The 20,967-nt window shown below is 72.8% G+C and carries 17 protein-coding genes; 9 read left to right on the top strand and 8 right to left on the bottom strand.

Annotation, left to right across the window (positions count from 1 at the left end; genetic code table 11):
* Positions 1 to 2 precede the first annotated feature (2 nt).
* A complete protein-coding gene (locus IEY93_RS25175; protein ID WP_189165584.1) occupies positions 3 to 1,988 on the bottom strand; it encodes an ABC transporter ATP-binding protein in 1,986 nt (661 codons plus the stop codon).
* 305 nt (positions 1,989 to 2,293) lie between these two features.
* On the opposite strand from IEY93_RS25175, the gene IEY93_RS25180 reads away from it, so the two are divergent.
* From IEY93_RS25180 to IEY93_RS25215, 8 genes are all read left to right on the top strand, one after another.
* Positions 2,294 to 2,458 carry a hypothetical protein gene (locus IEY93_RS25180; protein WP_189165585.1) on the top strand — a complete coding sequence of 55 codons (165 nt, stop codon included), beginning with the start codon at positions 2,294 to 2,296 and terminating at the stop codon, positions 2,456 to 2,458.
* Positions 2,459 to 2,557: 99 nt separating this feature from the next.
* Entirely contained in the window at positions 2,558 to 5,722 is a 3,165-nt protein-coding gene (locus IEY93_RS25185) for a lantibiotic dehydratase (protein WP_189165586.1), read from the top strand.
* Positions 5,719 to 7,374 carry a lanthionine synthetase C family protein gene (locus IEY93_RS25190; protein ID WP_189165587.1) on the top strand — a complete coding sequence of 552 codons (1,656 nt, stop codon included), beginning with the start codon at positions 5,719 to 5,721 and terminating at the stop codon, positions 7,372 to 7,374. The genes IEY93_RS25185 and IEY93_RS25190 overlap by 4 nt, the downstream gene beginning before the upstream one ends.
* 9 nt (positions 7,375 to 7,383) lie before the next feature.
* Positions 7,384 to 7,611: a hypothetical protein gene (locus IEY93_RS25195; protein ID WP_189165588.1), complete on the top strand. Its 228-nt coding sequence runs from the start codon at positions 7,384 to 7,386 to the stop codon at positions 7,609 to 7,611.
* A complete protein-coding gene (locus IEY93_RS25200; protein WP_189165589.1) occupies positions 7,608 to 8,816 on the top strand; it encodes a cupin domain-containing protein in 1,209 nt (402 codons plus the stop codon). Before IEY93_RS25195 ends, IEY93_RS25200 begins: the two co-directional genes overlap by 4 nt.
* Positions 8,817 to 8,960: 144 nt before the next feature.
* Positions 8,961 to 9,395, top strand: a complete 435-nt coding sequence (locus tag IEY93_RS25205; protein ID WP_189165590.1) for a cupin domain-containing protein — start codon at positions 8,961 to 8,963, stop codon at positions 9,393 to 9,395.
* The gene (locus IEY93_RS25210; RefSeq protein ID WP_189165591.1) at positions 9,392 to 9,718 is read left to right on the top strand and encodes a cupin domain-containing protein; all 327 of its coding nucleotides are present in this window, start codon (positions 9,392 to 9,394) and stop codon (positions 9,716 to 9,718) included. The genes IEY93_RS25205 and IEY93_RS25210 overlap by 4 nt, the downstream gene beginning before the upstream one ends.
* Positions 9,719 to 9,911: 193 nt before the next feature.
* Positions 9,912 to 12,725, top strand: a complete 2,814-nt coding sequence (locus IEY93_RS25215) for an AAA family ATPase (RefSeq protein ID WP_229691452.1) — start codon at positions 9,912 to 9,914, stop codon at positions 12,723 to 12,725.
* A gap of 46 nt (positions 12,726 to 12,771) precedes the next feature.
* Here IEY93_RS25215 and IEY93_RS25220 read toward each other — a convergent pair whose 3' ends face one another.
* Complete coding sequence (locus IEY93_RS25220; RefSeq protein ID WP_189165592.1) at positions 12,772 to 13,491, bottom strand: alpha/beta fold hydrolase; 720 nt, start codon at positions 13,489 to 13,491, stop codon at positions 12,772 to 12,774.
* Between the two features lie 513 nt (positions 13,492 to 14,004).
* Here IEY93_RS25220 and IEY93_RS25225 point away from each other — a divergent pair.
* Positions 14,005 to 14,670: a sigma-70 family RNA polymerase sigma factor gene (locus IEY93_RS25225; protein ID WP_229691453.1), complete on the top strand. Its 666-nt coding sequence runs from the start codon at positions 14,005 to 14,007 to the stop codon at positions 14,668 to 14,670.
* 302 nt (positions 14,671 to 14,972) lie between these two features.
* Here the strand turns inward: IEY93_RS25225 and IEY93_RS25230 are convergent, their stop codons facing one another.
* The 6 genes from IEY93_RS25230 to IEY93_RS25255 all read right to left on the bottom strand — a co-directional run bounded on the left by IEY93_RS25230 (position 14,973) and on the right by IEY93_RS25255 (position 20,403).
* Positions 14,973 to 15,776 (bottom strand): YwqG family protein, encoded by an 804-nt coding sequence (locus IEY93_RS25230; protein WP_189165593.1) that lies wholly within the window; start codon positions 15,774 to 15,776, stop codon positions 14,973 to 14,975.
* 112 nt (positions 15,777 to 15,888) lie between these two features.
* Positions 15,889 to 16,623, bottom strand: coding sequence for an SDR family oxidoreductase (locus IEY93_RS25235; protein WP_189165594.1), 735 nt, complete (start codon positions 16,621 to 16,623; stop codon positions 15,889 to 15,891).
* Positions 16,620 to 17,666, bottom strand: a complete 1,047-nt coding sequence (locus IEY93_RS25240; protein WP_203968103.1) for a hypothetical protein — start codon at positions 17,664 to 17,666, stop codon at positions 16,620 to 16,622. The genes IEY93_RS25235 and IEY93_RS25240 overlap by 4 nt, the downstream gene beginning before the upstream one ends.
* Positions 17,663 to 18,151: a hypothetical protein gene (locus IEY93_RS25245; protein WP_189165595.1), complete on the bottom strand. Its 489-nt coding sequence runs from the start codon at positions 18,149 to 18,151 to the stop codon at positions 17,663 to 17,665. The genes IEY93_RS25240 and IEY93_RS25245 overlap by 4 nt, the downstream gene beginning before the upstream one ends.
* A 3-nt stretch (positions 18,152 to 18,154) precedes the next feature.
* Entirely contained in the window at positions 18,155 to 19,378 is a 1,224-nt protein-coding gene (locus IEY93_RS25250) for a macrolide family glycosyltransferase (protein WP_189165596.1), read from the bottom strand.
* Entirely contained in the window at positions 19,375 to 20,403 is a 1,029-nt protein-coding gene (locus tag IEY93_RS25255) for a patatin-like phospholipase family protein (protein ID WP_203968100.1), read from the bottom strand. Before IEY93_RS25255 ends, IEY93_RS25250 begins: the two co-directional genes overlap by 4 nt.
* Positions 20,404 to 20,967 lie beyond the last annotated feature (564 nt).

The following is a 20,967-nucleotide window of genomic DNA, read 5'->3' on the forward strand; positions in this document are numbered from 1 at the left end:
TTCTATCCGGCCGGGACGCGGGTCTCGTGGTCGTCATTGCTCTGAGTGCCGGCCGGGTGGTCGGTGGAGTAGGCGTCGGCCTGGAGGTGGAACAGTTCGGCGTATTTGCCCTGCTGGGTGATGAGCTGGTCGTGGGTGCCGGTGGCGGCGATTCGCCCGTGGTCGAGTACCACGATGAGGTCCGCGTGGCGGACGTTGGCGAGCCGGTGGGTGATCAGCACCGTGATCTTCCCGTGGTCGTGGCCGGTGGTGTGCAGGTCGCGTAGCGCGGTGAAGACCGCGTGCTCGGCGCGGGCGTCCAGGGCCGCGGTCGGCTCGTCGGCGATCACCAGGGGAGCGTCGCGGTACAGGGCCCGGGCGACGGAGATGCGTTGCCACTGGCCGCCGGACAGGTCCCGGCCCGTCTGGAAGTGCCGCGACAGCATGGTGTCGTAACCATCGGCCAGAGCGGTGATGACGTCATGCGCGCCGGAGCGGGTGGCGGCCTCCATCAGCGAGGCGTCGCCCGGGTCGGGCCGGTCGAGGCGGCCGATGCGGATGTTGTTCGCCGCCGTCATCGGCCATTGGGTCGGCGACTGCATCACGACCGCGATCCGGCTGTGCAGCTCGACCGGGTCGACGGCGGTGATGTCGACTCCGTCCCAGGTCACCGTGCCCGCGCCGGGCAGGTAGAGGCCGGTGAGCAGCTTGGCCAGGGTCGACTTGCCCGAGCCGTTCTCCCCGATTACCGCCACCAGTTGCCCCGAGCGGAGGGTGAGGGAGACCTGGGCGAGGGCGGGCTCCGGCTGGCCGGGGTAGGTGAACGACACCCCGGTCAGCTCGATCACGCTCGGGCCCGCGGCGGGCAGGGCCGGTCCCGCCCCGAGCGCGCGACGGCGGGTCCTGCGGCGGGCGTCGTCCAGGCAGTTCTGATAGATGTCGTGGTAGAGGCTCGACTCGTAGAGCTGGTTGCCGGTGCGCACGATGGTGCCGACCGCGCCGGTGGCGGTGCGCATGGCGAGGACGGCCGCACCGGCGAGGGCGAGGGGCAGCGCGCCGGTGTAGATCAGAGCGCCGAGCACGAGGTAGGCCACCGCGGTCCCCACCCCGGCCAGCGTCCGGCCGGCCAGGCGCACCAGGTTCTTCTTGTGCTCGACGTCGAGCGTCTCGTGCATCAAGCGCAGCGAGATGCGCCGATGTTCGGCCAGCAGCAGATCTTGCGCGGTGAAGGCGCGGATCTCGGCGGCGTCGGAGCGCGAGGTGATCAACCCGGCGGTGACGGCGCGGCGGCGTAGCTGGGAGGTCATCCTGTTGAAGGCGTCATAGGCCAGTCTGGCCGACTGGATGCTCGCCCATCCCTGGGGTACGGCGGTCAGCAGGACCACCGGAGCCAGCAGTGGGTGCAGCAGCCCGGCGCCGACGGTGGCGGCGGCCACCGACACCAGCGAGGCCACCAGGTCGCCGATCGCGGCGGTGGTGTGCCGCAGGGACTGCAGTGACGTGGCGCTGGCGTTGCGCACCAGTTCGGTGAAGTCCGCGTCGTCGAACGCCGGCAGGTCGACGCCCATGACCGCCGTGTACAGGTCGTCCTCGACGGCCCGCTCCACGCGCGGCGCCAGGGCCGCCTGCGCCGCGCCGTTCGCCGCGTCCAGCAGGCCCCGGACCGCGTAGGAGGCGACGACCCAGCCGAGCGCGGGGAGCGCGGCGAGCAGGCGGTCCGGGGTCGGCCCTCGCTCCAGCAGTTCGACGAACACGTTCGCGGTGGCCAGCAACCCGAGTGTGGTCGCGATGCCCACGCCGAGCTGGACCAGGCCGGTGGCGAGGGTCAGTCCGGGGGCGGCCCGCCAGGCGCGCCGGGTCATCAGGGCGACCATCCGTGGCGCCGTCCGCGCGATCCGGCCGACCCCGGCCGAGGACACCTGCTGGTCGATGGCGGACCAGTAGGGCGTCTCGACGTCGTCGACGCCGATGAGACCGCCTGCGGTCTCGGTCTTCGCCTCTCGGGCCACGTCCGTTGCCTCCCACGCGCTGATCCGGCCGGTGTCGCTCGCATTCGGGTGAATTCACAGAAGTGAAGGAGATGTCAGGGCATGCGAGCCAGGCGCAGCATAGTCACCGATTCATCCGCGCCGTCGCCTTCGTGGACGTCCGTTTGGCCAGGCGGAACTCGGAAAACGCCATCTACCTGTGGATTTATGACCCACAAGGGTCTTGATGGGTATTTTTACCTATTCCGTGATCGGCGAGAGCTGTTAGAACTTCCCCCCGTAAGTGCCGCGACAGGTGGCACGAGCAAGTAATGGAAGGAGTAAACATGCCCAACGCAACCACGGGCGCCGTACTGGACTCCGAGGACCTCTTCGACCTCGACCTCCAGATCGACAGCGTCGAAGTCGAGTCGTCCTGGGTCGGGCTGCGCACGACCGGCGGCCCCGGCTCCATCTTCGAGCGGTGCGTCGAGTCCGGCTGCTGTAAGTAATCCGCAGGACAGGCGCCCGTCAGGGCGCCGTTAGAGGGTGAAGACCGGTGGACGCCGGCTGCGCGGCGTCCACCGGTCGGCTCCGGAGGAACACAAACCATGCCCAGCCACTCGGCTCGGTCCCTGTACACCTGCCTCGACACCGCTCTCATCCGGCTGCCCGTGCTGCCGCGAGACCACATCAGGCGGACCCGGCCCGGCATCAACGCCGATGACATGACCGATGACGCGGCCGCGATGCGGCGGCGGCTCGCCGATCTGGTCGCCGACCCGGTCGTGCGCGAGGCGATAGCGGTGTCCAGCAGAGCACTGGCCGAACAGGTCGACGAGGCGCTCGCCGGACGCGAGATCCCGCCGAACCGGCTGGGCGACCTCGTCAACGCCGTGACCCGCTACCTGCTCAGGATGGCGACCAGACCGACGCCGTTCGGGCTGATGGCCGGCGTCGCACCGGCCCGGTTCGGCGATGACGCCACGGCGTGGCTCGGCACACGGCACCGCAAGAGTGCCCGCCCCGACATGGGATGGCTGCTCAGCCTGGTCAACCGCTGGGAGTGCCTCCCCGAGGTGTGGCGGCACCTCGACATCGTGGCCAACGACCTGTGCGTACGACGCGGGGACCGGATCGTCCTGCCCCTCCCGCCGTTCGCCGACGGCACCGACCACACCGCGCCGATGGCGGCCGAGGTGTCGGTACGGCACACGCCGGTGGTGAAGGCGGCGTTGCGGATGGCCGCCGTGCGCATCCCCGGCGACCGGCTCACCGCGGCGCTGGAACGGCTGTTCCCGCACGCCGCGCCGGGGGCGGTGCCCCGGCTGATCGGCCAACTGGTGGCCAAGGAGATCCTGCTGACCAGCCTGCGCCCGCCGGCGGACACACCCGACCCCCTCGCCCACGTCCTCGAACGACTCCGGCACGCCGAGGACCTCCCCGAGCGGGACGTCCTGGCCGCGATCCACCGGGACCTGCGTGCCTACGCGGCCGCCGAACCGGGGGCGGGACTGCCGAAGTGGAACGCACTGACCGCCACGATGCGGAGCCTGGCGCCGCGCGACCAGGTGGTCCAGGTCGACCTCGCCATGGACGCGCACGTCACCCTGCCGCAATGCGTCGCCGAGGAGGCCGAACGCGCCGCGAGCGCGCTGACGCGCATGGCGACCGGCCCCGACGCGCCCGAGTACCTGCGGCGGTACCACCTGGACTTCCTCGAACGCTACGGCGCCGGACGGCTGGTGCCGATCAAGGATCTACTCGACCCCGCGGTCGGCCTGGGCACCCCCGCCGGGTACCAGGTGCCGCCCGGCGCCGGACCGGCGGCCCTGGCCAGGGAGCAGGCCCGTGACAACGACCGGGACCGCCTGCTGGCCGCGCTGGTGATGGACGCCGTGCGACGGCGGGCCCGCGAGATCGTCCTGGACGATGCGACGGTGGCCGCGCTGAGCCCGGGGCCGCCCAAGCCGCTGCCCTCGCTGGAGCTGTACGGGACGGTGGTGGCCGGCTCCATGCGCGAGATGGCCGCGGGGAACTTCCGGCTGTGGCTGACCTCCGACACCGGCTCCGGCCAGGCCGGGGCGACCGCCGGCCGGTTCGCCCGGCTGCTCGGAGAGGAGACCGCCGTCCTGGCCGTGGCCGCCACCGACCCCGGCCGGCTGCCGCCCGGCGCGCTCGCGGCCCAGTTGTCCTACCGGGGCGCCTTCGCCCGCACGGCGAACCTCACCCAGGTGCCGCAGTGGCTCGGGCACCGCATCAGCGTCGGGGAGTTCGCCGACCCCGCCGATCCGCGCACCATCGGCATCGACGACCTCGCCGTCGGCGCCGACGAGACGCGGCTGTACCTCGCCTCGATCAGCAAGGGGCGCGAGATCGCGCCGATCTGCTTCTTCATGGCCAACTCCCGTACCCAGGCGCCCAACCTGGCCCGGTTCATCCAGGAGATCGCCTGGAGCGGTACGGGACCGTGGACGGCGTGGGACTGGGGAGCCCTGTCCTCCCTCCCCTTCACCCCGCGCGTCCGCCACGGCCGCACGGTGCTCGCCGAGGCGCGCTGGTCGCTCGACGCCGCCTCCCTCCCCGACGCCCGGGCCCCGGAGAAGGACTGGCGCCGCGGCTTCGACCAGTGGCGCGACGACTGGGCGGTGCCGGACGCGGTCCGCCTGTCGTCGGGCGGCAGGGAGATCGAGCTCGACCTGAGCTCGCCCGCGCACACCCTGCTACTCCGCGAGGAGATCATCAAACGCCCCGACTCAATCCTGCGCGAGGTCCCCGACGACGGCACGCTCCCCTCCGGTCGGCGTACCGGAGACGGTGTCTCTCCGTCCGGTTGGCTCATCGGGCCAGGCGGCGCGCACGTCAACGAGGTGGTCTTCGCCCTGACCTCGCCCACCCGTCACAAGCGGGCGGCCGGGTTCGCGGTCCGGCGGCCGGGCACCGGCGACCACCTGCCGGGCGGGCAGTGGCTGTACGCCAAGGTCTACGGCGCCGAACGCGACCACGACCACATCCTCGGAGAGCGGATCCCCGCGCTGCTGGCCGGCCTGGAGGGGAACGTCACCCGCTGGTTCTTCATCCGGTACCGCGACCCCGAACCCCACCTGCGGCTCCGCTTCCGATGCGCACCGGGCGTCCAGTCAGGCGAGCTGCTGCCCGTCCTCGCCGCCTGGCTGAACGAACTACGCGAAGCGCGGCTCGCGCGCGGCCTCGCGATCGACACCTACGACCCGGAACTGGAGCGATACGGCGGGACGGAGGCGATGGCGGCCGCCGAGGCCGTGTTCTGCGCCGACAGTTCGGTGGTCATCGCGCAACTGCGCGCCCGCAACGCGGGCCGGCTGACCCTCGACCGCAGGTCGCTCGCGGCGCTCAACTACCTCGACATCGTGCGGGCCTTCCACCCCAAGGGCGAGGGAGCCGAGCCGCTGCTCGGCCTGTACCCGAGGGGTGAGTTCCACGACCGGACGCGCCGCGAACGCGACGCGCTCACCAGATTGGTCACGGCCCACGGCCCCGAGGATCTCCTGTCCGCGCTTCCCGTCGGCGACGCCCTCGCCACCGCATGGCACGCCCGGGCGGAGGCCCTGCGGCGGTACGCCGAGGAGCTCGGCGGCAGCGAAGCCGAAAGCACGCCCGACGACGTCCTGGCAAGCCTCCTGCACATGCACCACAACCGCCTCGCCGGCATCGACCGCGCCGGGGAACGGATCAGCCTCGCCATCGCCAGGGGCGCCGCCGAGGCCTACCACTCCCGCCTACGAGCACTGCGATGAACGACGACAACCCGATGCGCGACGACAACGTGTCCCACGCCGACCACCCGACCAGCGACGACAACAGGCCCTCCGACGAGACCGGGACGCGCGACGACGTGGTCCGCAGCGGAACCCAGACGTGGGGTGGGAACGTGACCCACGAGGAGACCGGGGCGCGCGACAGGAAGGTGGCCCACAGCGGAACCCGGACCCAGGCCGCGTCCGTGACGTTGGAGGACGCTCGTACCCGCGACGAGAACGTGACTCGGGACGGTCACCGGACCCGGGACCAGTACGCGACGCGCGAGGAAAGCCGGACCCGCGACGAGCACATGACCCCCGGTGAAAGCCGGACGCGGGACGAGAACCTGGCGATCGTGCGGGACGTGGCCGGGCGGCTGGCGGTTCCCGGGGTCGTCCACCGCACGGTGACCGCACCCGAACTCGTGTCGCTGCTCGCCGCCGGGCCGCCGCGCGAGGCCTGGCACCACCTGTCGCTCGACGAGGGCTACCCGGGGATCGTCCTGCTGTTCGCCGAGCTCGGGCACACCGACCCTCGGGCAGGCGAGATCGCCCACGCCTACCTGAGCGCCGGGGCTCCGCACGCGGCGGCCGCCGCTGCCGCCCCCGACGGCATCTACCGGGGGATCCCCGCCCTCGCCTTCGCCGCCGCCGCGGCGGCCCGACGCCCCGGCGAGTACGCGAAACTGCTCGCGAACCTGGACGAGATCATCGCCGCGCGTACCTCCGGCCTCCTCCAGCAGGAGAACGCACGGCTGGACGCGGGCATACCGGGCGTCCGGCTCGCGGTGTACGACGTGATCTCCGGGCTGACCGGCCTCGGACGCTATCTGCTGTCCCGGCCGGCGGCCTGCCGTCCCGCGGCCGTGGCCGTGGCCGAGTACGTGGTCCGGCTCTCGCGTCCCGTGACCGTTGACGGGCACGAGGTCCCCGGCTGGTGGTCACCGGACGGCGCGACCCAGGACACCCGCCTGCACCCCGCCCGGGGCCACCTCAACCTGGGCATGGCGCACGGCATCGCCGGGCCGCTCGCCCTACTCGCCCTGGCACACCAGCACGGGGTGAACGTGCCGGGCGCCGGCGAGGCCGCCCACCGCATCGCCGAATGGCTGCTGTCCTGGGTTCGGACCGACGCCTACGGGCCGCACTGGCCCGCGCTCGTGACCTTCGAGGAGCAGGTGGCGGGCGCCGCCGAGCCGTCCCGGCCGGTGCGCCCGAGCTGGTGCTATGGCGCTCCCGGCATCGCCAGGGCCCTGCAACTGGCCGCGCGGGCCTTCGGCCGTCCCGAATGGGAGCGCACGGCACTGGAGGCCGTCCGGGCCGCCGTCACCAGACCGGTGACCGACCCCCGGATGACGGGGGACGGCGGCGTCTGCCATGGATACGCCGGCCTGCTCCAGATCATCCGGCTGATGGCACGCGACACCGGCGACCCGGCGCTCGTCCAGGCCACCGCCCCGGTGGCCGGCCGGCTCGCCGGCCTCTTCCGGCCGAACAGCGCCTTCGGCTACGGCCTGCGCCTGCCCGGCGGGGAGACGATCCCCCGCGCGGGTTTCCTCGAAGGCGCGGCCGGCTCCGCGCTGGCGCTGCTCGGCCACGCGACCGGACGCCAGGCCACAGCCTGGGACAGCGCGCTCCTGCTCACCTGAGGACCACCGATGACCACTGACACGACCATGCTTCCGCGACACATCGAGGACGCGTTCCTGCGCGGCCACGGGCGGCGACATCCGGTGATCCAGCGGCCGGTGGACCCACCGCCCCCCGACTCCGACGTCGCGGACGACCTGGTGCCCACAGGGCTGATCCCGTACCCCCGGCTCACCACCACCACCGACAACCGCTGCGCCGACTTTGTGAACACCGCTGACCGGAGGCACCCGTGAAGACCGACCCGCGACAGGACGGCTGGGAATGGTTCGGCCTGGAGGAGGCGCTCACCGCCGGGCGCGCCGACCTCGCCCGCTGCGTGGGCGACGTGGAGAAGTTCCTGCGCACGCATTGGGAACAGGACCTCCTGCTGCACGACGGCGAGGATTTCTCCGACCTGCTGAGTCTTGAGGCGTTCGACCGGATCCTCACCCAGTACCCGATCCCGGTGGCCTCGCTGCACGTGGTGCGCAGCAGCGTCGCCGCGCCGGCGGAGGCGATCGTCCACTACCCGGGCGGAACCGGCCCGCTGGCCGACCCCACAAAGGTGCTCGACCAGTTCGACGGCGGAGCCACCCTTGTCCTGCACGGCCTGCACCGCTGGTGGCCGCCGCTGAAGGACATGTGCCGGCGGCTCAGCGCCGTGCTGGGTCACAAGGTGGTGGCCGACGCCTACCTCACCCCGCCGGGTCAGAACGGCCACCTGCGCCACTACGACACCCACGACGTCCTCGTACTCCAGATGGCGGGAGCCAAGCACTGGCGGGTCGAGGAGCCGGTGGTGACCCTGCCGGTCAGAAGCCAGCACAACACTCCAGAGCGGCTCGTACCCTCCCGGATCATCCTCGACCAGGAGATCCGGGCGGGGCAGTGCCTCTACCTGCCGCGCGGCCACATCCACACGGTGAGCTGCCTGGCGGAGCCGAGCCTGCACGTGACCCTCGGCATCGAGGCCGTGACCTGGGAGGACGCGATGGTGCAGGCCCTGCGTTCCCGCGCCCACGAGGACGTGGCGCTGCGCCGGGTGCTTCCCCTCGGCTTCACCGGGACGCCGGTCGACCTCGACGGACCGGGCGAGGCGCTGCCCCGCGGCTTCCACCACGGGCTCGTCGCCGCCGCCCGGGAGAGATTCTGGGCCGAGGACCACCGCAACGGCAGCGAGGGAAGGCTGCTGTCCATCCTGGACGTCCACGAGGTCGAGGGCACCACCCGGGTGCGCCGATCTCCCGGGCTCGTCGCCCGGCTCCGCGTGGACGAGACCGGCGTTGCCCTCCGCGTGGACGACCGCGAGCTGCGCTGCCCCCTGGTGACGCTGAAGGCGATCAGAGCCCTGCTGTCCGGCGACGGCACCGCGGTCGCCGACCTGCCGGGGCTTGCGCCCGCGTACCAGGTGTCGCTCGTCCGCCGGCTGCTGAGAGCGGGCATCCTCGTCCGCGCCTGACCGGCGGGTCACGGCCTCTACGGTGCGGGGATGCGGGGGTTTCCGGCGCTTTCTTCGCCCAGGGTGTCACGCATCAGGGTGCTGAGCGGTCTGAGCTGGTACACGGCCGGACCGACCCGGCCACCGTCACGCGAAGGACGCTCCATGAGCACCGATCACGGCCACCATCTGGAGAACCCCGACAAGAGCGGGCCGCCGCCGAAGATCGAGGTGATCGGCAGTGTGGCCGATGCGCCGCCCCCGCCGGAGGGGGCCGAGGCGATGACGATCCTGGTCACGCTGCCGCCGAAGAGTCCCGGCGCGCCGCCGCACCGGCACTCCGGGCCCGCGTACGGGTACGTGATCAAGGGGGCGATCAACTTCGAGCTCGAAGGCGACCCCGTACGGGTCGTCCGGGCGGGGGAGACGTTCTGGGAGCCCGGCGGGGACGTGATCCACTACCAGGACGGCAACCACCTCGCCGACGAGGAGTCGGCGTTCGTGGTGACGATGTTCTGCGCCCCCGGCCAGCCGATGCTCACCGTGGTCGAGCCGGAGGAACTGGAAGCCCGTCGCGACCGGCGCGCGCCGCGGTCATGACCAAGGTCGCACTGACCGCGCTCGCCGGCGAACTGCTCACCCGCGTCCATGCGACCGGGAGCGGACGCGCCGCCAGCACCGTCCACGGCGGGCACGACCGTTCGCTGCGGCAGACCGTGATGGCGTTGCGGCAGGGCGAGCACATCCACGAGCACGAGCACCCAGGCGAGGTCACGCTGCACGTGCTGCACGGGCGGGTGCGGCTGATCGCCGGGCCCGAGTCCTGGGACGGGCTGCCCGGTGATCTGCTGGTCATGCCCGAACGCCGGCACCGCGTGGAGGCCGTACAGGACTGCGCGTTCCTGTTCACCACCGCGCGCTGAACATCGAGGAAGGCGGGAACCGGTCGCGGTTCCCGCCTTCGGCGTTCCCGGAACGTCATCCTGTCTCAGGGCCTCGTGCCGGGACGAGCGCAGGCCGGCGAAGCCGTCGCCGCCCGAGTTCCCGCCGAGCTCTCGGATAGGATTCAACCGCCAAAGACCCTCTGTATCGGTAAATCCCAGCGAAGGTGACACCGTGCCTGAGATCGGGCGGCTGCGGGGGCGGCATCGCGAGCTCGCGGAGCTGGACGGATTGATGGGCCGGGCCCGCGCCGGGCACAGCGGCGCGCTGGTCGTCTCCGGCGAGGCCGGCGTCGGCAAGACCGTACTCCTGGACCAGATGGCGTCCCGCGCCGTGGCGGGCGTCCGGGTTGAGCGCATCGTCGCGTCGGAGTCCGAGATGGAGCTGGCCTACGCCGGCCTGCACCAGCTGTGCGGGCACATGATGGGCTCCGCCGGACGGCTGCCCGCCCCGCAACGCGAGGCGATCGAGGCCGCGTTCGGCCTGCGCCAGGGCTCGGCGCCCAGCCCGTTCCTCGTCGGGCTCGCCCTGCTCGGGCTGCTCACCGAGGCCGCGGGCGGCCGGGCGCTGCTCTGCCTCGTGGACGACGCGCAGTGGCTGGACGAGGCGTCGGCCCGCGCCGTCGCGTTCGCCGCCCGGCGGCTGGACGCCGAGGGGATCGCCCTCGTGCTCGCCATGCGCACGGTCGGCGAGGCGTTCGCCGGGCTCCCGCAGCTGGTCGTCGAAGGACTGGGCCACGACGACGCCCGCGAACTGCTGCGCCTCGCCGTCCCCGGCGGCCTCGACCGGCGGGTACGCGACCAGCTCATCGCGGAGGCGCGCGGCAACCCCCTCGCACTGCGGGAGCTGCCCCGGGCGCTGAGCCCGGCCGAGATCGCCGGCGGGTTCGCCCTCACCGGTTCGATGCCGCTGGAGAGCCGCATCGAGCAGAGCCTGATCGCGCAACTCGACCCGCTGCCCGGCTCGGCACGCCTGTTGCTGCTGCTGGCGGCGGCGGACCCGACCGGCGATCCCGGGCTGCTGTGGCGGGCGAGCGTGGCACTGGGCCTCGGCCCGGCGGACTTCGACGCCGCCACGCACGCCGACGCGCTCGTCATCGGCACCCGCGTCGGGTTCCGCCATCCGCTCGTGCGCTCGGCGGTGTACCGATCGGCCTCGCCCGAGGACCGGCGGCGGGTCCACGCCGCACTGGCCGACGTCACCAGCGCCGGCCAGGACCCCGATCGCCGAGCCTGGCACCGGGCCAGCGCGACGCTGCTCCCGGACGAGGACGTCGCCGCCGACCTGGAGCGGTCCGCGGTACGCGCGCGCACCCGGGGTGGCGCGGCGGCCGCCGCCGCATTCCTGGAGCGGGCGGCCGAGCTGACCCCCGAGCCGGTCCGCCGCGGGCAACGGCTGATCGCCGCCGCCGAGGCCAAGCACGACGCCGGCGCCCCCGCGGCGGCCCTGCGGTTGCTCGACACCGCACGCGACCTGCCGCTCACCGCGTTACAGGAGGCGCTCATCGCCCGGCTGCGCGCCCGCGCCGGGTACGCGCTGCGGCGCGACGGCAGCGGGGCGCAGCTGCTCCTCGCCGCGGCGCAGGGCCTGGAAGGGCTCGACCCGGTGCTCGCCCGCGACACCTACATCGAGGCGCTCGCCGCCGCCATCTACGGCGGCCGGCTCGGCGACCCCGAACAGGTGGCCACCGTGGCGAACGCCATCCTCGCCGCGACCGACGCCGCCGAGGAGTCCGACCGCGCCAGGGACCTGATCCTGCGCGGCCAGGCACTGCTCGCCGCCAAAGGACAACAGGCCGCGATCGCGACCCTGCGCCGCGCGCAGCGGGCCTTCCTCGACCAGGTCCCGGACGCGCTGGAACTGCACTGGATGTGGTTCGCCTCCCGCGCCGCCCAGGACCTGTGGGACGTCCGGGCACTGCGTGCGCTCGCCGACCGGCAGGTCGAACTCGCCCGCGCCGAAGGCGTGGTCACGGTACTGCCGATCGCCCTGAGCCTGCTCATGCTGGCCCAGACGGTCGACGGTGACCTGGACGCGGCCGAGGCGTCCTGCGACGAGATCGACGCCATCAAGGACGTCACCGGCCACCCGCTCCCACAGTACGGGCGGCTCTTCCTGGCGGCCTACCGCGGGCAGGCCGCCGAGGCGGAGCGCTGGGCGGAGCAGATCCGCGCCGACGCGTACGCGCGCGGCGAGGGCTACGGGCTGAGCGCGGTCAACTTCGCCGAAGCCATCCTGTACAACGGGCTGGGGCGCTTCGCCGAGGCGATGGCCGCCAGCCGGCGCGAGCTGCCGTACACGCACGAGCTGAGCCACGCGATGCGTACGCTGCTCGAACTCGTGGAGGCGGCCGTGCGGACCGGCGAGCGAGAGCTCGCCGAGGAGGCGTTCGAGCGACTGGCGAGCGTCACCCGGCCGGCCGGGACCGGCTACGCGTCCGGCGTGCTGGCGATGGCCGAGGCACAGCTGCGCGAAGCCGGCGAGGCCGAGGCCCTGTACAAGGAGGCGATCGGGCACTTCGAGCTGGAGCGCATCCCGATCATGGTGGGGCGCTGCAGCCTGCTGTACGGGGAGGAGCTGACCCGCCGGCACCGGCACGCCGAAGCGCGCGAACGGCTCCGCACCGCGTACGAACTGCTGTCGGGGTGCGGGCTGACCGCGTTCGCCGAGCGCGCCGCACGCGGGCTGAGCGCCAGCGGCGAGACCCTGCGCGTGCCCGCGCACGGATCGGCGGCGCACCTCACCGGCCAGGAGCTCAACGTGGCCCGCCTCGCCCGCGAAGGGCTCACCAACCGGGACATCGGCGCGAGGCTGTTCATCAGCGCGCGCACCGCCGAGTACCACCTGCGCAAGGTGTTCATGAAGCTCGGCATCAGAGGCCGCGCCGAACTGAGGTCCGCGCTCGCCGAACTCGATCCGCCCCCGCCGCTCCGCCCCGCGAGGCCGACAGGCCCGGGCCCCGCACCCGGACCCCGGCCATCCCTCTGAGATTCGCACGAGCTCCGGCCCGCCCAGGATCGCGGGGCGCGGAATCTCACACCTGCACGTGGCCGACGGCGTCGCGGATGACGGCGGTCACGGCGTCGGGCCGCGAGGCGGCGACCGCGTGCGAGGCGCCGGGGACCTCGAAGGTGCCGCGGGAGCCGGCGCGTTCGGCCATGAACCGCAGCGCCGCGGCCGGGATGTTGAGGTCGCGTTCGCCGTACACGAACCAGGACGGGGTGGTCCGCCAGGCCGGCTCGTCCACCGTCAGGACGCCGGTCAGCGCCCGCTCGGTCACCGGCCGCTGCGTCGCCGCCATCAGCGCGGCCTCGCCGGCGTCCAGGTCGGCGCAGAACTGCTGGTGGAACCGGTCGGTGGCGATGCGGAACTCGTTGCCGCCGGAGGCGAGCGGGTAGGGCTCCAGCGCCGCGCCCAGTGTGCTGCCCTCGAACTTGCCGGCCAGCAGGGACGCGCCCTCGCCGGATTCCGGGGCGAACCCGGCGACGTACACCAGGGCGCGTACGGCCGCATTGCCGGCCGCGGCCTGGCTGATCACCATGCCGCCGTAGGAGTGGCCGACCAGCACGACAGGGCGGTTCAGGCCGGCGATCACGTCCCGCACGTACGCGGCGTCGCCCTCGACATCGCGTAGCGGGTTGGCCGCGGCGACGACGGTGCCGCCGTCGCCGCTCAGGCGCTGGATGACGCGGTTCCAACTGGCCGATTCGGCGAAGGCGCCGTGGACCAGGACGATGGCGGGCTGCTCGCTCATGAGTGAGCCTTTCCGGTGTTCAGAGGTAGGTTCCGGACGTCGATGCCGTGCGCGGCGACGCGCCTGCCGCACGATCGACTCACCTACTCAGACCAGCCGGCCCCCCGCATCCGTGACAGGGATCAGCAAGGCACCCCCCAGAACCCGCGACTCGGTTTTGGCGAGGAGCGCGTCGCCATGGGCGGCGGCGTACATTCCGGCGCTGTCGTCGGTGACGACGGTGCGGCGGTCGCCGCGGGCGGCCAGAGCGATCCGGCCCGGCTCGTCGGAAGACCTCAGGGCCGGCTGTCACAGATCCGGGGGACCGTCCGATCACCGTCGAACCCGGTGGAACCCCCCCGCGCGAGGCGAGTCCCGCTCCGGCCCCCGTACCTCCACCAGGGCCCCAGTAGGCCCGCGGCACCGGCGCCAGGGTATGGACCAGGGTGTCCCCGGGACGCGATAGAGGGCCCCGGCAGGCGAGCGTGATCGCAGTGGCATCACTCGGATGCCGGTGCGAACGGAGCCGAGATCGTGACCATCGACCTGCTGGAATCCCTTGCCGACCCCGCAGAGCAGCCGGGGGACCGGTCGGCCGGACGGGGCGACGGCGCCGCGGCGGCGTTCGTCAGCGCCGCGCCCCGCCTCTTCGCGATCGGCATGCGCGTCCTGCGGGACGTCGGCGAGGCCGAAGACGTCGTACAGGAGACCTGGCTGCGTTGGGCCGGCACCGACCGCTCGGTCGTCAACAGCCCACCCGCGTTCCTCGCGCTGACCACCACCAGGCTCGCCCTCAACGTCGCCCAGTCCGCCCGCAAACGCCGCGAGACCTCCGCCGGTCCCGTCCTGCCCGAGACGCCGGACCGCGCCATCGGCCCCGAGACGGCCGCCGAACGTCACGACGCGGTCGAGTCCGCGATCCGGCTGCTGCTGGAACGGCTGACCCCCGCCGAACGGGCGGTGTACGTGCTGCGGATGGCCTTCGACTACCCCTACCGCCGGATCGCCGAGGTCTTGCACGTCGGCGAGGACCACGCGCGGCAACTCCTGCGCCGCGCCCGCCACCACCTGGCCACCGACCGGCCCCATCCCGTGAACACCACCGCGCACCGGCGCCTCGTACGCACGTTCCTCGCCGCCGCCCGCACCGGCGACCTCGCCCCCCTCGAATCCCTCCTCGCCACCGACCTCGCCCGCTGATGCCGGTAGCCACCTACCACCGCCACCGCCACCGGCCCGTCGTCCGGCCGCTCCGTCCTCAGTGCCGAGCCTCGGGCGGCCTGGGCCCCGCGTCCTCGGGCACGGCGGCGGTCGCGCCGCAGTAAGCACGGATCAGCGCGATCACGGTGTCCGCGGTGTGATCGAGGCGGCTACGGCCGTAACGCGGATCCACCGCACCACGAACCGGTCTTCCACCTCGGTTCGCAGACCGCCATCGACTGAGTGGACGTCGCCCGTAGCCTGCTGGAGAGGCCCTACCGGCGGCCGGCGGGCAGTGGCCGTCAGTGCCCTTGGACATCGGGAAGGACCTGGCTGAAGTCGCGGGCGGCAAGTCGATCCCGGCGAATGCCGATCAGGATGCCTCCGTCTCCGAAGATCATCCCGTTGTCCTCGTCGAGTTGGAGAAGGTTGACCCACTGTGAGGCCTCCGTCGCGAAGCCGGGATCCTCCGGAGCCGGCCCGGCCGCGTACGCGGCCGTGGCTTCGATCGGTGTGTGCAGAGCGTCGGAGTAACCGCCGACCTGGTGCGCACGGCCACCCTCCGCGTCTTCGAAATCGGAGAGCAGGTCGCCGAACACCTCCCACGGTTCCTCTCCCACGAGGCGATCCCAGAAATCGTCGCCCAGTTTCACCAGGACGTCATGGCCACGCGTCGGCCAGGTGGCCACGGTCTCGGCGGCGAGCCGGGTCTCGGGGTAAAGCCGCGTCTCCTCGCCGACGGGCACCTCCCGCTCGGGTACACGTCTGGTGCCGGTAGGCAGCAGGATCACCCGCGCGGCCGTGCTGTCCCAGGCGGCGAAGAACAACAGTGCCCCCTCGGGGGGCAGGTCGATGTCCGACTCGTACGCCGCGAGCGCCGCGCAGTCCAATTCGGCGAGAAACTCCATCGGGGAATTGCCGGTGCGCGGCCACGGCATCCCCTCGGGCAGCCGGGGCAGCCCGCCCAGCCGGCCGACAATGGTTTGGCCCACCTCGGCGGTTGACAGCCGGATGGCCGGACGCGCCAGGGCGATGAACGGCTCGGCGAGCTCCTCGGGTAACAGCTCTCGGACATACTCCGCGAAATCCAGCATCCAATCATGCATGCCGCCCATCCTGGCGGGTCTGATCTCTATCGGAAACGGTGCGCGAGTAGCGCGCATGCGAACGCCGTCAGGCCAGTGGCGGCCATGCCCGAGATGCCGGGGTGCGGCAGGGTCAGCGTGCGAGCCACTCCCGGTAGGTGGTGGTGGCGATCACCGCGCCGTCCTTGGCGAGGAGGGTGTCGCCCTGGGCGGCGGCGTACATGCCGGCGCTGTCGTCGGTGACGACGGTGCGGCGGTCGCCGCGGGCGGCGAGGATGATCCGGCCCAGCTCATCGAGCGGGATGACCTCCGGGCCGGCGATGTCCCGGGTGCCGTACAGCGGGGCGCCCACGCTGACGTCGGCCACGACCCGGGCGACGTCGTCCGCGGCGATGGGCTGCATGAGCGTGCCGGGCAGGCGGACGGTGTGCTCGTCGGCGTTCCAGGACATCACCGTGTCGATGAACTCGAAGAACTGCGTGGCACGCACGATCGAGTACGGCACCGGGCCGGCCTTCAGGATGTCTTCTTCCAGCACCTTCGCCCGGTAGTAGACCAGATCGGGCACCAGGTCGACGCCCACGATGGACAGGATGACCACATGCCCGACACCGGCCGTCCCGGTGGCCTCCAGCAGGTTTTCCATGGTCGCCTGGAAGAAGGCCGGCGAGTCGTCGCCGAAGGTCTCCGGCTTGGTCAGATTGACCACGACCTCGGCGCCGGCCAGCGCCTCCGCCAGGCCCTTCCCGCTGAGCAGGTCCATCCCCGTGGACCTCGCATGCGGCACCGCCTCGTGCCCCTCCGCGTTCAGGATGTCCACCACCCGGGCCCCGATGAGACCGGTCCCACCCATAACAGCGATCTTCATTTCCCCCGGCCTTCCTCTGGTTCTCGGACTCCTCGTACCCACCTGCCCACGCCGGCCCGCGTACGCACTCGGTCGCGAAGTGGTCGTGATGCCCGCCGGCCCTGCGCGGGGGGCCTGGGTGCCCCGTCCTCCAGCGCGCCGCAGTAGGTACGGACGAGGGCGATCACGGTGTCCGCGGTGTGACCGAGGTGGCTGCGGCCGTCGGGCAGCCACGCGTCCGGACTGATGTAGCTGCGCCGCCCGAGGTGGGTGGCCGGGTCGAGCCGGTGCACGGTGATCTTCCCGGCCCGCTCGGCCTGGTTCCACGGACTGCGGCGCAGCAGCCGCCAGCGCTGCGGGAAGATCCAGACACTGGACCGCTCGATCCAGTCGCCGTCACTGGTGAGCCGATGCAGGTGGTGCGCGTGGCGGAGATCGTTGGCGCCGTTGTGGAACCCGCCGAGCGTGATCAGCAGAAGCGGGGCGCGCAGCCGGGCGTACAGCTCGCCGACCGCGCCGGTGGCGGCCTGGGCGCCGCCGCTGTAGCTGAGCAGCACCACGGGGATGCCGCTGCCGGGCCGGTAACCGGCCAGCCGCAACTGCCCGGCGATCTGGGCCCCCACGGCCCGGTTGTACAGCGGACGGTAGCGGTGGTCGGCGGCCACGAAGATCTGCATGACGTTGTGCAGGAACAGCGACAGTCCGGCGTGGCGGCGCAGCCACGCCCACAGCGGCCGGTCGGACAGCGGGTCGGCCAGTGGCGAGTACGGCTGCACCTGCCCCAGCACCCGCAGCTCCGGCGCCCCGGCGATCACCGCCTTGACGAGCTGCCCGCCGTCCCGGGTGTCGTGGAAGCGGCGTTTGCCGATGCCGTCCAGATAGACGAGGTACGCGGCCGGTGGCCGGTCGGGGTCCGCGCCCCGCGCGTACGGCATGCCGCGCGGGAGTTCGTTGGTGGGGGTCCGCCAGCCGGCCGTGTACGACATCACCTCGTGGCGGGCGAGCAGCGCCTCGGCCAGCAGCACCGGACCGAGCAGCAGGACCAGAAGCGGGAACTCGGTCACGTCAGCGCCTCCCGCGTACCGCCCTCTGTGGCGCTGAGCGTCACGACCAGGCGCCGGACCGCCTCGACCGCGGCGCCGAGCCCGACGCCGGCGACGGCCACGCAGCCCGCGGCGGCCCACCAGCCCAGCCCGGTGCCCGCGGCGAGCGGGGCGGCCAGGCCCGCCCCGACCCCCACGAAGAGCAGCAGGTGCAGCAGCGGCCCGAGCAGCGGGAACGCGAGGACGGCGGCGAGCAGCAGCGGCGCGACCAGGCCCGGCGTCCAGGCCAGCGCGGCGGCGTCCGCGGGCCGTACCAGTTCGGCGACGATCGACGCGGCCGGCGGCCACAGCGCGAACACGGTGCCTTCGAGCACGGCGCCGGCCAGCAGGAACAGGACGGTGGCGGGCCGCGACGTACCCGCCCGGCGCGACACCAGAGGCAGGACCCGCCCGGCGGCCTCCGACAGCCCGGCGAGTAGCAGGAGAAAAGTGACGGAAGGCGACATCGGTCAACGCCCCCGTGGTGCGTCCACCGAGACCGGCCGGCTGCCCCGGCGCGTCCGCCGCAGGTACTCCTCGATCTCGTCGGCGGCCCGCAGGTAGCCCCCGGCCTCGCGCTGGGCGACCCGCAGGGCGGCCGCCGCGGTCCGGAACCGCGGCTCTTCCAGCAGCCGGCGCGCGAGAACGTTCAGCGTTCCCGCGTCGGCGTCCCGGGTAGCGATCGACAGACCCGCGCCGAGCTCGACGACCCGCTGGGCCACCACCGGCTGATCCGCGCCCTGCGGGACCACCAGCATCGGCACCCCGGCGTACATGGCCTCGTTCACGCTGTTCATCCCGCCATGCGTGACGAACAGCGCGGCCCGGGCCAGCACCTCCGGCTGCGGCACGAAGCGGCGGGTGATCACATTGCCCGGCAGCCCGTTCAGCGCAGCCGGATCGACCTCCCCGGTGGAGACGACCACGGTGCCGCCCAACGGCGCCAGCGCGATCGCGAACGCGCGCAGCAGCCCCGGATCGGCGCTGAACACCGTGCCGAGCGACGCGTACAGCACCGGGTCCCGCAGCCGATCGGCCGGGAACGACGGATCAGGCGGCCGGGCCCCGATGCTCGGACCGACGAACCGGTACGGCCTGTCGAACGCGCCTGCGCCCGGCTGGAACGCGGACGAGGTGAACACCAGATTCAGCGGCTGCCGGACGTTCGCCAGATCGAGCGCCGGCAACCCGCCGGTGTCGTAGCGGCGGCGCAACGCCCGCCGCGACCGCAGGAAGCTCCGGACGACGCGCGGCCTGGCCGCCGCCGAGGCCAGCAGCTTCCACGACGCACGCGTAGGGCTGGGCAGCTGCCGGTCGAACGCGAACGTGGTGAACAACGCCGCCGCCGGCACCCGCAGCTCGCGGGCGGCGACCGCGCCCCACGGGCAGGCCGAGCCATGGACGATCAGATCGGGCCGGACCTCGCCCAGATCGGAGAGTACGGCGGGCAGCAGGCCGACGGCGGCGCGCATGAGCCCGTCCAGCATCGTCACCGGCAGCGGCGGATCGGGCAGCGGCCGGTCACCTCCGGGATACAGCCGCACGTTCGCCCCGGTGGCCGCGATCTCCCGCGCGAACGCGGGCGAGGTGTGATATGTGACGGCGTGCCCCCGGCGTACGAGCTCGGCGACGACCGGCAACGTCGGATTCACATGCCCGTGCAGCCCGACGTTGAGAAACGCGATCCCACTCACCGGCCACCCACTCCCATCGACTGCTCCGCACTCACCCGCGGCCCCTGTTCCAGCGCACCCTGGCTCAGCAGCCGCCCCTTCTCATCGGCTTCATCGGCGAGGTCGGCGACCTGCTGCGCTGATTCGAGAGGGCCGTCCGCCCGGTACAGGCCGGGCCCACTGACCCGCAGCCCGTCCAGGAAGTGGCCCGCCTCGGACGCGGCGGTGTCGATCAGCCGCTGCGCATGGCCGAAGTCCCACGGGGCCGGCCAGGCCTCGACGCCGTTCGGCACCACGACGGTGGGAACCTGCCGGGACACCTCGCACAGGTCGCGCTCGATCTGATGGCGCAACAGCAGCAGCCCCGCCCGTGCGGCGACCGCGGCGGCTCGCCAAGGTGGGGTGACCGGGGGCGGTGTCCGGCTCTCCGGCCCGGTGGACACCACCACCAGGCTGGCCGCCCCGGCCCGCAGAGCAGCCCGTACCGGGACGAACGCCACCACTCCGCCGTCGATGAGCGTCCGGCCCTCCCGGTCCACCGGGGGCAGGATCCCCGGAATGGCCGTACTGGCCAGCAGAGCAGACGCGAGGTCTCCGTGGTCGAGCAACACCTCCTCGCCAGTGGCCAGATCCATGGCCACCGCGGTGAAGGGCACCCTCAGCTGCTCGATCAGCGACGGCAGCCCGGCATGGGCGATCAGCCTGCGCAGACCGCGATCCGCGAAGACGCTGTCCCGCGCCGGCAGGTAGCCGAGCGGGAACACCTCCCGGCGCCGCGCGTGGGTCCACACCCGGGCCAGCCACGGCGCGGCCTCGCCCGGATGAGCCGCCGCCGTCGCCCCGTTGAGCGCACCCACCGAGGTCCCGACGATCAGATCAGGAACGAACCCGCACCGCTGCAGCGCGTACCCGACGCCGACCTGCGCGGCCCCGAACACCCCGCCGCCCCCGATCACCACCGCCACCGGACGCGGCAGGCCGCGCAGGCCGGCCGAACCCGATCCTTCGCCTGACCAGGGCGGCATCACAGCATCGCCGCTGGTCATGGTGCGACGCTCCTCGTGCCGGCCGCCGCCCCCGGTCTCATCAAAGGCCGAGGAACCCGATCTCGGCGACATGTCAGATGCATGCATGGTTCGCCTCCCTATCTCGGTGCCGAACCGGCTTGCGTTCACCGGTTAGGACAGGACGGTCAGAAGGTCTGTGACACCGCCGGCCGCAACGTCCGCCCTTGGACCGGAACCGGCGACGCCGCCCCGCTTCGACTCGGCGGGTCCGTCATCGGCCTGCTCCAACACCCTTCCGGCCAGCCCGCGGAGACCACAGGCCGAGCCGGCCTGTGCGGCACACGGGGTGAGCCGACACGGGCCCGCTCGTGCTGCACGCGGTTCCCGCGCCTGCCGAGGCCGTTCCGCGAAGTTCGGCGCGTCCAGCACGCCTTTGCCGAGGGCGTGCGGCCGTCCGGTGCGCTTGAGGCTTCGCGGTCCGGCTCCCCGAAGCAGGGTGGCGGAACGTCCAAAGCGGTGATCATGGCCATGACCTGGGGAGATCTGCATGGTCCGTCCGAAACTCACTCAACGGATCCGAGGATGATTTAGTATCAATCGATA

The organism is Sphaerisporangium melleum (assembly GCF_014646695.1).
GTDB classification, from domain to species: Bacteria; Actinomycetota; Actinomycetes; order Streptosporangiales; family Streptosporangiaceae; genus Sphaerisporangium; species Sphaerisporangium melleum.